We start from the raw sequence: 13180 nt of genomic DNA on the forward strand, positions 1-13180 counted from the left end.
AGGAAGCAATGATGAGTTTATTAGATGTCAAAGATCTGCGCGTCGAATTTACCACGCAAGATGGTATCGTAACCGCAGTAAACGATTTGAACTTCTCTCTGAATCAAGGTGAAACCCTAGGTATCGTAGGTGAGTCTGGTTCAGGTAAGTCACAAACTGTATTCGCAATCATGGGTCTACTGGCTAAGAACGGTATTATCTCTGGTAGTGCGAAATTCGAAGGTAATGAGATTCTTAACCTTCCAGAAAAAGAGCTGAACAAGGTTCGTGCGGAACAGATCGCGATGATCTTCCAAGACCCGATGACATCTCTTAATCCATACATGAAAGTTAGTGATCAGCTGATGGAAGTACTGATGCTGCACAAAGGTATGGGCAAAGCAGAAGCGTTCGAAGAGTCGGTTCGCATGCTTGAAGCGGTAAAAATCCCAGAAGCTCGTAAGCGTATCACCATGTACCCACACGAGTTCTCAGGCGGTATGCGTCAGCGTGTAATGATCGCAATGGCACTACTGTGTCGTCCAAAACTGCTTATTGCGGATGAGCCAACTACGGCATTGGACGTTACGGTTCAAGCACAGATCATGGACCTGCTTAACGAACTGAAATCTGAGTTCAACACTGCAATCATCATGATCACGCACGACCTTGGTGTCGTAGCGGGTTCTTGTGACAAAGTACTTGTGATGTACGCAGGTCGTACCATGGAGTACGGCACGGTGAACGAAATCTTCTACAACCCAAGCCACCCTTACGCGGAAGGTCTATTGAAGGCGATTCCTCGTTTGGATACAGAAGGCGAGATCCTGCCAACGATTCCAGGTAACCCGCCAAACTTGCTTCGTCTACCACCTGGCTGTCCTTACCAAGATCGCTGCCACCGTGTGATGGATCGTTGTAAGCGTGAAGCACCAATTCTGACGCCGTTTGGTGATGGCCGTCAGCGTGCATGTTTTTCTGAATGGGAGGCTTGGAGCAAATGAGTACAGATAAAAAGCTAATTCTGGATGTATCTGATCTGAAAGTTCACTTCAGCATTGCATCAAAATCTGCATGGCCTTGGTCAAAACCTTCAAGCCTAAAAGCAGTAGACGGCGTAAACGTTCGTCTATATGAAGGTGAGACTCTTGGTGTGGTAGGTGAGTCTGGTTGTGGTAAATCGACGTTTGCTCGCGCGATCATTGGTTTGGTTGAAGCAACAGACGGTGAAGTAGTTTGGTTAGGCCAAGACCTGACGAAGATGAAAGAAGTACAACGCCGTGAAACGCGCAAAGAAATCCAAATGATTTTCCAAGATCCTTTGGCTTCTTTGAACCCGCGTATGACAGTCGGTGACATCATCGCTGAGCCGCTAGAGACATTCTACCCAGAACTGACTAAGCAAGAAGTGAAAGACCGCGTTAAAGAAATGATGGCGAAGGTAGGTCTACTGCCAAACGTGATCAACCGTTACCCGCACGAGTTCTCTGGTGGCCAGTGTCAGCGTATTGGTATCGCGCGTGCACTTATCCTAAAGCCTAAGATGATCATCTGTGACGAACCGGTATCAGCGCTGGACGTATCGATTCAGGCTCAGGTGGTTAACCTACTGAAAGAACTACAAAAAGAGCTAGGTCTTTCATTAGTATTTATCGCACACGATTTGTCAGTAGTGAAACACATCTCTGACCGCGTACTGGTTATGTACCTAGGTAACGCTGTTGAGTTGGGTGAAGCGGAGGCATTGTTTGCCGATCCAAAACACCCATACACACGTGCATTGATGTCGGCAGTTCCGATCCCAGATCCTGAATTAGAGCGCAACAAAACCATTCAGATGCTGGAGGGTGATCTACCATCGCCAATCAGTCCGCCTTCAGGTTGTGTGTTCCGTACCCGTTGCCCACAAGCAACAGAAGAGTGTGCGAAGACTAAGCCACATATCGAAGGTTCTGACGTTCACGCAGTATCTTGTCTACACGTGGCTGTGTAATTAAATTCGGCCTGTGACGGGCTTAAGCGCGGCGCCTTTTATAGGGTCGCGCTTTTTTTATGCCTGCAATTTTTCTTTATGTCCCGTTGGTTGACATTATTCAAAATTTGGATCATTCGAAATTCTTGAACAAGTTGTACTAAGTGGCCGGATTCTAAGCTGAGCGAGAATCGCTAATATAGTAGAAAACACAGAACGAGGAGATCAGTCATGGGTAAGTTAGTCGAAGGCGTTTGGCACGACGTATGGTACGAAACTAAATCAAGCGGTGGTAAGTTCGTTCGTGAAGATGCGGGTTTTCGCAACTGGATAAAGAACAAACCTGATGCAACGTTCCTGCCAGAGTCGGGTCGCTACCATTTATATGTTTCACTCGCTTGTCCGTGGGCGCATCGCACACTGATCTTCCGTAAGCTCAAGGGCTTGGAAAAGCACATAGACGTTACTGTGGTATGCCCAGATATGTTAAGTGAAGGTTGGCAGATGGGACTCCCAGAGCCACTATTCGGTCATATCCGCATGCACCAGATCTACACCCAAGCTAAGTCCGATTATACTGGGCGCGTTACCGTTCCAGTTCTGTGGGATAAAAAGACCAACACGATCGTATCGAATGAATCGTCTGAAATCATCCGCATGTTTAACTCTGAGTTCAATGAGTTAACGGGTAATCACGATGACTATTATCCAGAACAACTTCAAAGCGTCATTGATGAGTGGAACGACTACATCTATCCAAACGTGAATAACGGTGTTTACCGCTGCGGATTTGCGACAACGCAAGAGGCGTACGAAGAGGCGTTTGATTCATTGTTTGCCGCTCTGGATAAAATCGATGCACACCTTGCGACGCATCGCTACCTAGCGGGCAATAAAATCACCGAAGCCGACTGGCGGTTGTTTACCACTCTGGTGCGTTTTGACGCCGTGTATGTAGGTCACTTTAAGTGTAATAAACAACGCATCGCGGATTACCCAAACATTCAGGGTTATTTGAAAGAGCTTTATCAAGTGGAAGGCGTGGCAGAGACTACCGACTTCTACCATATTAAGCGCCACTACTATTTCAGCCATACGGGTATCAACCCCACGCAAGTGGTACCAAAAGGTCCTGAACTAGATTTGGATTCACCACATCGGAGAGATGTTTCGAGCTTGCTATAAATTGCAGTAGAAAACTCTTTAATTGGACTTTTCTGAAGCGAAGCTGAACAGCTGTCCTATATGGTTTCTGCCCGAAATGTTGCGGGCGGTATAGTGGTCGGCTGTTTTTTAGTGAGATACCTACCGTGAACAGCTTTGCTACTCAATCTTTATCAGCTTTTAGCTCACAGCTTAAGCGTGAATTAACGTCAATTTTAAAGTTCATACAAGGCGATTACCCAATTTATGTTTTGATTGGAATCGTTACGCTTACGGTAACTACGTTTGCCCACTTGAATGGTTTCAGTAATCATATTTCACTATTTGCCTATATGTATGCGATGCCATTCGTTGTGCTTATTACGCTCTCTGTTGTTGGTGTTGGCTACTTTTTTATTTTAGCGGCGCGCCGCGAGCCTAGACCTATCCAATGCTATTTGAATCTTCTGAAAGTTGCGTTTAATCATCGTGCTAGGCTGTGTGCAGCTTTTGTCTTGCTAACTGCAATTAGTGTGTTTATTTCAAGCTTTTCGACCATGAAAGGCTTAATTCCTCTTGTTCATCCTTTTGAGTTTGACCTTCTCTTTCACGATCTCGACTTCTGGTTACTTGGTGGGCACGAACCTTGGCTTGTTTTTCATTCAATATTTACATCGCCATATGTCATTTTAGCCATCAACTATAGCTATAAAATTTGGTTTTTTCTTCTATGGGGAACACTAAGCTATTTCCTTCTTCTTAGGCCATCAGATCTTCGTTCACAATATCTATTAAGCTGGATACTTTGTTGGACTATTTTGGGTATGGTTGTCGCAATGACCCTGTCGTGTGCCGGGCCTGCCTTTACCGCAAGACTAAACCCTACTAACCATGATTATGACGCACTGATGTTTATATTGAATCAACACAACCTTTGGCTGGAGTCACATCAATTAACTGGAGTAATGGCACTCAAAACTCAAGATGACCTATGGCACGCTTATGCCAACGGGAAAGAAATGCTTGGAAGCGGTATTTCAGCAATGCCAAGTATGCATGTATCGATGGCGGTTTTAATGATGCTTGGGATGAATAAGGTAAACAAAAAGCTAGGTATCCTATTTGGCTTGTTCGCTAGCATTATTTTTGTTGGTTCATTTTCGCTAGGGTGGCACTACATGATTGACGGCCTTGTTAGTGGGCCAATGACATTATTTATATGGCGTGCGACAGGGCGTTTTGTTAGCTCATTATCCTTGTAGAAGGAAATCTAGTTTATAGTTTGTTTTTTATGGTGATACTCACAACATTAGGAGCCAAACGACTTAAACTTATGATATGAAACCGATCTTTTGTGAGGTGGGAAATGGATATCAATGAGTTCGTCAGTGGTGAGCAGCTAATTTGGAATCTGTTTATTGCACTATTACTGGGTGCGATTGTGGGCACACAACGTGGTTGGGTGATGCGCAATAGTGTCGAAGGTAGCCGCGTGGCAGGTATTCGAACCTTTTCCTTAGTTGGATTACTTGGTGGTTTGGTTGGGATTCTTGCCAATATCTATACCCCTTTACTGATTGGCTTTGCTCTAATCGCACTGGTCATCCTTGCTTGTATCGCATTTGTCATTCAACAACGAAAGAGTGAGGACATTAGCATCACAGGTGTGGTTAGCTTAGTGATTACTTTTGTTCTTGGCTGTTTGACCGTTTCTGGCGAACCTGTTTTGGCAGCTGCAGCAGCGGTCATTACTGCGGTTGTACTCGATAATAAGAAAGAGCTTCACCATGCCCTGCAAAGGCTGCAAGAGTATGAGCTTGACGCAGCTTTACGTCTGCTACTCATTTCCATCGTTTTATTACCGCTTCTTCCGAATCAAGCTTATGGTCCCTGGAGTGCGCTCAACCCTTATGAAATCTGGTGGATGGTCGTACTAATTGCCAGTATTTCATTTGTGGGTTACTTCGCGATTAAGATTGGTGGCGCGAAGCGGGGCATTTTGTTTACGTCTGTCTTTGCTGGGTTAAGTTCTTCTACCGCACTTACGCTACAGTTTTCTCACCTCTCTCGTGAGCAAGCCAACATAAGCCCTTTGCTTGCCAGTGGCATACTACTGAGTTGTGGGACTATGTTCCCTCGGTTGTTAATCGTTCTCTCGGTGATTAACCCGCAATTAGTCGCTTTATTGTGGCCAATAGTGCTCATCATGATGGTCGCTCTTTATCTGCCTGCTTGGTGGATATGGCGTCGGAGCGAGATAGGGAAAGTGGAGCAATCTAATAAACAGCGTAACCCTTTAGCACTTCAATCGGCACTGTTCTTTGGCGTAGTGTTGGCGGCCATTATGCTGTTGTCCCATGCGCTGTCAGACTGGTTTGGTAATGCCGGGGTATTGATATTATCTGCGCTTTCAGGCATCACCGATGTCGATGCTATCTCGTTGGCTCTTGGACGACAAAGTACCCAAACCTTGAGTGTGACGACTGCCGCACTTGGTATTTTGATTGCTGCGTCTGTAAATACCATCGTTAAGATGGGGATGGTCGTTGCGATAGGGGATAAAGCGCTGTCGGCAAAAGTGGCACCGGTAATGATTGGCTGTGTGCTTTCTGGGGCTGCTTTGTTTTTGGTGATTTATTGATTAATCAAACCAAAAGGTAAAAAAAACCTCGCCGAGGCGAGGTTTTGTTATCTTGCAAGAAGCGCGGTTATTAGTTAACTGCTTTCTCTTTTGCTTGGTCAGCTTGATCTGCCTGAATCGCAGTTAGAGCAACTGTGTATACGATATCGTCTACTAGTGCACCGCGAGATAGATCGTTTACAGGCTTACGCATACCTTGCAGCATTGGACCGATAGATACTAGGTCAGCTGAACGTTGTACCGCTTTGTAAGTCGTGTTACCAGTGTTTAGGTCTGGGAATACGAATACAGTCGCTTTTCCTGCTACTGGAGAGTTAGGCGCTTTAGAAGCAGCTACGTTTTCCATGATCGCTGCGTCGTACTGTAGAGGACCGTCGATCACTAGATCTGGACGTTTCTCTTGAGCAATCTTAGTTGCTTCACGTACTTTATCTACGTCTGCACCCTTACCAGATTCACCAGTAGAGTAAGAGATCATAGCAACGCGTGGGTCGATACCGAATGCTGCTGCAGAATCAGCAGATTGGATAGCGATTTCAGCTAGCTGTTCCGCTGTTGGATCTGGGTTGATCGCACAGTCACCGTAAACCAATACTTGGTCAGGCAGTAGCATGAAGAATACAGAAGATACGATAGACGCATCAGGTGCAGTCTTGATGATTTGGAACGGAGGAACGATAGTGTTCGCTGTAGTGTGAACCGCACCAGAAACTAGACCGTCAACTTCGTCGTTCTCAAGCATCATAGTGCCTAGGAATACTGAATCTTGTAGTTTCTCACGAGCAACAACTTCAGTCATGCCTTTCGCGCCACGTAGCTCAACTAGACGAGCCACGTAGTTTTCACGAACTTCATCAGAGTTGATGATAGTTACGCCAGCACCTAGTGTTACGCCTTGCTGCTCTGCAACGCGACGGATTTCGTCTGGGTTACCTAGAAGCACACACTCCGCGATGCCGCGCTCAGCACAGATAGCTGCAGCTTTAACTGTACGTGGCTCGTCACCTTCAGGAAGAACGATACGCTTGCCAGCTTTACGAGCGAACTCAGTTAGCTGGTAACGGAATGCTGGTGGGCTTAGACGGCGAGACTTTTGAGTGCCTTCAGTCATAGACTCGATCCAGTTACCGTCGATGTGACCAGCAACGTGCTCGTTGATGAACTCGATACGCTCTTTATCGTCTGCAGGAACTTCGATAGAGAAGCTCTGTAGGTTCAGAGAAGTTTGCCAAGTGTTGCCTTGTGCTTTGAAGATCGGTAGACCAGTTTCGAATGCTGGCTTACATAGACCCACGATTTCTTCTGGGATGTCGTAACCGCCAGTTAGAAGCACTGCACCGATATCAACGCCGTTCATTGCTGCAAGTGCAGCTGCAACGATAACGTCTGGACGGTCTGCAGAAGTAACAAGTAGAGAGCCTGGTTTGAAGTGCTCAATCATGTTTGGCAGAGAACGTGCACAGAAAGTGATGCTCTTAATACGACGAGTTGCGATGTCACCTTCGTTGATAATGTCAGCGTTTAGGTGCTGAGCCATATCGATTGCACGAGTAGCGATAAGATCGATGCTCCATGGCACGCAACCTAGTACACGAATTGGAGAAGTGTTGAAGATTTCCATCACTTTCATTTCGTTTTGCTTCGCGCTGTCTGCATCGTCAAAGATTTCAGATAGGTCAGGGCGAGTACGGCCAGCTTCATCAACAGGTGCGTTTAGCTTGTTGATGATTACGCCAGAGATGTTCTTGTTCTTAGTACCACCGAAGTTAGAACATGCTACTTCAATGCGCTCTTTAAGTTGAGCTGGGTTATCTGTACCAGGAGTTGCAACAAGAACGATTTCCGCGCCTAGTGTTGCTGCGATTTCCGCGTTCACTTGGTTAGCGAATGGGTGCTTACGAGTTGGTACTAGACCTTCGATAAGCGTTACATCTGCATCTTTGTTGATTTGGTTGTAACGCTCAACAACAGTTTCTAGTAGCTCGTCCATGTTGTCGTTACCGATTAGGCTTTCAGCAACAGACATCGCTACAGGTTGACCAATCTTCATATCGCTGTTGTAGCCAACGATAGTTGAAGTTAGATCTGGTTGATCACCGCCAGAACGTGGCTGTGAAATTGGTTTGTAGAAAGAAACTTTAACGCCTTTGCGCTCCATTGCGCGAAGAACACCCATGCTTACGCTAGTTAGACCAACACCAGCACTTGCAGGGATAAGCATAATAGTACGAGACATTCGTAGAGTACCTTTAGCTATTGGGGGGATAAAAGCTCAACTCTTATTCCATGAAAATTCAGAGAATAGGAGTTAAGCCCCTAATAAATTCTTTGGAAGAAAAACTGGCTAGCCAATCGGCTAAGCCAGTTTAATCATTAAAGACCTGCTAGACGTGCAGTGTCTTCAGCGATAACTAGCTCTTCGTTAGTAGAGATAACCATTGCTGGGATACGGCTGTTTGCAGTAGTGATAGTACCTTCACCACCGAAACGTGCTTTAAGGTTTGCTTCGCTGTCTACTTCGATGCCGAAGATAGCTAGACGGTTAAGAACCATTTCACGGATAGGGCCAGAGTTCTCGCCGATACCGCCAGTGAAAGTGATTGCGTCTAGACGGCCTTCCATTGAAGCTGTGTAACCCGCTACGTATTTAGCTAGACGGTGACAGAACACGTCCATCGCGCGAGTTGCTTCTTCTTTCTCACCGTAGTTGTCTTCAACGAAACGACAGTCAGAAGTCACTTCAGTTAGACCAGCAAGACCAGACTCTTTAGTTAGCATGTTGTTGATTTGTTCAACAGAGTAACCTAGAGCGTCGTGTAGGTGGAAGATGATCGCTGGATCGATGTCACCACAACGAGTACCCATTACTAGACCTTCAAGAGGAGTTAGACCCATAGAAGTGTCTACAGATTTACCGTTCTTGATTGCACAAACAGAAGCACCGTTACCTAGGTGACAGTTGATGATGTTTACTTCTTCAACTGGCTTGTCTAGTAGGTTAGCAACTTCACGAGTGATGAACAGGTGTGAAGTACCGTGCATGCCGTAACGACGGATGCCGTGCTCTTTGTATAGGTTGTATGGAAGAGCGTATAGGAAAGACTCTTCAGGCATAGTTTGGTGGAACGCAGTGTCAAATACAGCAACGTTTTTAAGCTCTGGGAAGTTTACTTTAGCAGCTTCGATACCGATAAGGTGTGCTGGGTTGTGAAGAGGTGCGAAAGTCGCAGCGTCTTGAATACCCTTTAGAACTTCATCAGTGATCAGTGCAGATTGAGTGAACTGCTCACCACCGTGTACGATACGGTGACCGATAGCGCCTAGGTTAGCTTTAAGCTCTGGCTTAGAAGCAAGAATAGTTTCTACCATGAATGATAGTGCTTCTACGTGAGCTGCGCCTGCACCAAGTTGAGCTTCGTGCTTGCCGTCAAGCTTCCATTTCATACGAGCTTCTGGAAGACCAAGACACTCTGCAAGACCTGTTAGGTGCTCTGCACCTGTTTCTGCATCAACAACAGCAAATTTAAGAGAAGAACTACCACAGTTTAAAACTAAAACTAGCTTAGACATGTATGACTACCTGTTTATTCGTCTGACAAAAAAATCAGTTAAGGATGAAAATCAATCACAAGAATAGACGATACCAGCAAGGCTGCGCACTAATCTTGGTCAAAAATTGTTCTAATTCCATATAAAAGAATAGTGATGAACCCATCCATCACTATGATGCGATCCGTGCAGATAGGAATCTCGGAGTTGCTTAAATTGTAAATAACGGCAACAATGAGATTGAGGGTCTGCAAAGGATAGCGATAATAGGCAATGATAACAAAAAAATTTTGAAAGAATATTAACTTTCATCAATTTTTTGCGCCTTCAGTTGAAATGTTCAACTATTTTTTAGTGAGAGAGCGGTATGAGCAAACAAGTCGGATTGATCCATAGCCTGAAAGACGGCCAACGCTACATGGAGATCTGGCCGGTTCGTAAAGAGCTGAACGCCATTTTTCCCGAACAACGCATTATCAAAGCAACACGCTTTGGCATTAAAGTTATGCCAGCAGTCGCGGCGATCAGTGTGCTCACTCAAATGGCTTTTAATAATTACAACGCGCTACCGCAAGCCATCGTGGTTGCATTATTCGCGATCAGTATGCCACTGCAAGGCATGTGGTGGTTGGGCAGTCGTTCAAATACTAAGTTACCGCCTACGCTGGCGTCTTGGTACCGTGAATTACACCAAAAGATCACTGAGTCAGGTTTCGCACTTGAACCAGTAAAAGCGCGTCCAAGATACAAAGAATTGGCGGTGATCTTAAACCGAGCATTCCGCCAACTAGATAAGACAGCACTCGAGCGCTGGTTCTAAACATCGAAACTAATCACTATCACTGAAATGGAGTGTGCAATTGCCACTCCATTTTTTATGCCCGCAATTCTTATTTCACTCCTTTCGTATTTGCAATAACCGCTTTACGTACCGATTGTGAGATCACAAATGTTACTTTGTTGTTAAATCTTGCTTTTCTTTACCGAGACTTAGCGTTAATAATGAAAAACAGATGCACAAAAAGTGCACAGTTTAAACACAACATCCCATCTTCCTCATTATTTCTGTTGAGCATTCATTTTCGAAGAGGCTTTCAGTTCAAGGACGAAGAGACATCAAGGAGTCATGATGAAAACGAAACATTTATTAGCTACTGCCATTCTTACCGCGACCACTGTTTTTTCCTCTGCCAACGTGCTTGCTAACACTGCCACTGTTGCGGTTTCACAAATCGTAGAACACCCTGCACTCGATGCGACTCGTCAGGGCTTGATAGATGGCTTGAAAGCAAAAGGCTATGAGCAAGGGAAGAATTTGGAGTTTGACTACAAAACTGCACAAGGTAACCCAGCTATAGCGGTACAGATTGCACGTCAATATGTGGGTGAAAGCCCAGATGTGCTTGTGGGCATAGCAACACCATCAGCACAGGCTTTGGTTTCTGCTACTCGTTCTATTCCAGTTGTGTTTACTGCAGTAACGGATCCGGTGGGCGCTAAGTTAGTTAAATCCATGCATCAGCCGGGTAAAAACGTCACCGGTCTTTCTGATTTGTCTCCTGTGGCGCAGCACGTTGCACTGATTCAAGAAATTTTGCCGAAAGCTAAATCCATTGGCGTGGTCTACAACCCTGGTGAAGCAAATGCAGTGACACTGGTGCAGCTGTTAAAAGAGAGCGCGGAAGCAAATGGCCTTGAAGTGGTGGAAGCGACAGCACTGAAGAGCGCAGATGTACAATCTGCGACTCAAGCTATTGCAGCTAAGTCAGATGTGATTTATGCACCGACAGATAACACAGTAGCTAGCGCGATTGAAGGTATGATCGTCGCAGCGAATCAGGCGAAGAAACCCGTCTTTGGCGGTGCAACCTCTTACGTAGAAAAAGGAGCGATCGCCAGTTTAGGTTTTGATTACTATCAGGTTGGTGTTCAAACTGCTGACTATGTTGCTGCGATTTTGGAAGGGCAAGAGCCGGGCAAGTTAGATGTCAAAGTAGCAACAGGCTCTGATCTGGTTGTGAATGAAGGTGCGGCAACTAAGCTGGGTATTCAACTACCGAGCTCTGTTGTGAAACGAGCGACTAGCATTCAGTAATAGTCGTGTTCAGGTCGGTTTAACGTCGACCTGACTTGTGCAGAAAGGAGCAGTTATGTCTGCATTTGCTTTTTTTGGTGCCCTCGAGATAGGCCTTATCTACGGTTTAGTTGCCTTGGGCGTCTACCTTACGTTTCGAGTACTAGATTTCCCTGATTTAAGTGTTGATGGTAGCTTTCCTATGGGTGCTGCCGTTGCCGCAACCGCTATTGTGGCGGGTATCAATCCTTGGATTGCCACAGGAATGGCAGTCATTGCAGGTGGCATGACAGGGTGGGTGACCGCCTTTCTAGCGGTTCGTTGTGGCATTCTTCATCTACTCGCTTCCATTCTTACCATGATTGCGGCGTTTTCTATCAACATTCGCATCATGGGCAAGCCGAACATGGCGCTGCTTGGAGAAGACACGATTCTTACCCCTTTTGAATCGATCGGCGATGCTATGTATATCCGACCTTTGATTGTCGGTGTGCTGGTATTACTTTCCGCGCTATTTGTCGTGCGTCTTCTTAACAGCGATTTCGGTTTAGGGTTAAGAGCGACAGGGGTAAACGCCCGAATGGTGGCAGCGCAAGGGGCGAGTACTGGCTTTTACACTTACTTTGGCTTAGCGCTGTCTAACGGATTTGTTGGTTTTGCTGGGGCGTTATTTGCTCAGACCAACAGCTTTGCCGATGTCACCTCTGGTGTGGGTACCATCGTAGTTGGTCTTGCGGCGGTTATTCTTGGACAAACCCTTATTCCAGGGCGGAAAATCTGGGTTGCAGTTTGTGCGGTGATTATTGGTTCGGTGCTTTATCGCTTAGCAGTAGCATTTGCCCTGAGTTCGGGAATGTTTGGCCTACAAGCATCGGATCTAAATTTGGTTACAGCTGTACTCGTCGCGGTAGCTTTAATTGCGCCGAAATTGAAACAGAGAATGAAAGCCAAACAACGAGTGTCGAATGCAAAACAAGCGGCATCGAAAAATGGATCAGGAGAGGCACTATGATTGAACTCAATGATATTCAAGTGACCTTCAATCCCGGCACTATTTTGGAAAACAGAGCGTTAAAAGGGGTGTCTTTAGAAGTACCTGAGCATGAGTTCCTCACCGTGATTGGATCCAACGGCGCGGGTAAATCAACGCTACTTGGTGCGGTGACGGGCGAAACGCCAATGATTGGTGGGCAAGTGATCATAGGGGGGCGAGATGTAACGCGTAAGACGGTTGCACAACGCGCCACTCAATGTGCTCGCGTATTCCAAGACCCACTAGCTGGTACTTGTGGGGATTTGTCCATTGAAGAAAACATGGCGCTTGCTTACATGCGGGGTCAGCGTCGCGGGTGGGGGAAGGCGCTCTCAGCGAAACGTCGCAAGCTGTTTCAAGAGCGCATCAGCATTCTGGGTTTAGGGCTTGAAGATCGCCTTGGTGACAGCATTGGGCTGCTTTCTGGGGGGCAGCGTCAAGCGGTTAGTCTAGTTATGGCAACGCTATCAGACAGTAAGCTACTACTGCTTGATGAACATACGGCTGCGTTAGACCCTCGTATGGCGGCTTTTGTTATTGACCTGACTAAGCGCATTGTCACCGAGTTTAATCTTACGGTAATGATGGTGACACACTCGATGAAGGATGCTCTGGCCTGTGGTGACAGGACAGTAATGTTACACCAAGGAGAAATTGTTCTTGATGTAGCGGGTGAGCAGCGAGCGAATATGCAAGTACCAGACTTATTGGAAATGTTTTCTAAAGTGCGTGGAGAGGAGTTGGCAGATGACAGCTTGTTGTTGAACTAGCTTAGAGTGTTTGTCGACT

At 46.1% G+C, this 13180-nt stretch carries 11 protein-coding genes; 9 read left to right on the plus strand and 2 right to left on the minus strand.

Features of this window, described 5'->3' with window-relative positions; all coding sequences use genetic code 11:
* Positions 1-11: 11 nt before the first annotated feature.
* The 5 genes from oppD to BSZ04_RS13175 all read left to right on the plus strand — a co-directional run bounded on the left by oppD (position 12) and on the right by BSZ04_RS13175 (position 5735).
* Complete coding sequence (oppD, locus tag BSZ04_RS13155) at positions 12-983, plus strand: ABC transporter ATP-binding protein (RefSeq protein ID WP_010449362.1); 972 nt, start codon at positions 12-14, stop codon at positions 981-983.
* On the plus strand, positions 980-1972 hold the full coding sequence (gene oppF, locus BSZ04_RS13160; protein WP_029561013.1) for a murein tripeptide/oligopeptide ABC transporter ATP binding protein OppF: 993 nt from the start codon (positions 980-982) through the stop codon (positions 1970-1972). The genes oppD and oppF overlap by 4 nt, the downstream gene beginning before the upstream one ends.
* Positions 1973-2182: 210 nt before the next feature.
* Complete coding sequence (locus BSZ04_RS13165) at positions 2183-3136, plus strand: glutathione S-transferase family protein (RefSeq protein ID WP_088880537.1); 954 nt, start codon at positions 2183-2185, stop codon at positions 3134-3136.
* Positions 3137-3261: 125 nt separating this feature from the next.
* On the plus strand, positions 3262-4356 hold the full coding sequence (locus BSZ04_RS13170; RefSeq protein WP_231896315.1) for a phosphatase PAP2 family protein: 1095 nt from the start codon (positions 3262-3264) through the stop codon (positions 4354-4356).
* A gap of 104 nt (positions 4357-4460) precedes the next feature.
* Positions 4461-5735, plus strand: a complete 1275-nt coding sequence (locus tag BSZ04_RS13175; RefSeq protein ID WP_038881606.1) for an MgtC/SapB family protein — start codon at positions 4461-4463, stop codon at positions 5733-5735.
* 70 nt (positions 5736-5805) lie between these two features.
* Here BSZ04_RS13175 and pta read toward each other — a convergent pair whose 3' ends face one another.
* A complete protein-coding gene (gene pta / locus BSZ04_RS13180; RefSeq protein WP_010449357.1) occupies positions 5806-7971 on the minus strand; it encodes a phosphate acetyltransferase in 2166 nt (721 codons plus the stop codon).
* 137 nt (positions 7972-8108) lie between these two features.
* Positions 8109-9305 carry an acetate kinase gene (locus tag BSZ04_RS13185; protein WP_010449356.1) on the minus strand — a complete coding sequence of 399 codons (1197 nt, stop codon included), beginning with the start codon at positions 9303-9305 and terminating at the stop codon, positions 8109-8111.
* A gap of 346 nt (positions 9306-9651) precedes the next feature.
* Between BSZ04_RS13185 and yfbV the strand changes: the two genes are divergently transcribed.
* From yfbV to BSZ04_RS13210, 4 genes are all read left to right on the plus strand, one after another.
* A complete protein-coding gene (yfbV, locus tag BSZ04_RS13190; RefSeq protein WP_010449355.1) occupies positions 9652-10104 on the plus strand; it encodes a terminus macrodomain insulation protein YfbV in 453 nt (150 codons plus the stop codon).
* A 309-nt stretch (positions 10105-10413) separates the two neighbouring features.
* Entirely contained in the window at positions 10414-11379 is a 966-nt protein-coding gene (locus BSZ04_RS13200) for an ABC transporter substrate-binding protein (RefSeq protein ID WP_010449354.1), read from the plus strand.
* Positions 11380-11434: 55 nt separating this feature from the next.
* The gene (locus BSZ04_RS13205; protein WP_071234653.1) at positions 11435-12370 is read left to right on the plus strand and encodes an ABC transporter permease; all 936 of its coding nucleotides are present in this window, start codon (positions 11435-11437) and stop codon (positions 12368-12370) included.
* Positions 12367-13161 carry an ABC transporter ATP-binding protein gene (locus tag BSZ04_RS13210; protein WP_088880538.1) on the plus strand — a complete coding sequence of 265 codons (795 nt, stop codon included), beginning with the start codon at positions 12367-12369 and terminating at the stop codon, positions 13159-13161. Before BSZ04_RS13205 ends, BSZ04_RS13210 begins: the two co-directional genes overlap by 4 nt.
* Positions 13162-13180: the final 19 nt, after the last annotated feature.

Source organism: Vibrio rotiferianus (genome assembly GCF_002214395.1).
Classification (GTDB): domain Bacteria; phylum Pseudomonadota; class Gammaproteobacteria; order Enterobacterales; family Vibrionaceae; genus Vibrio; species Vibrio rotiferianus.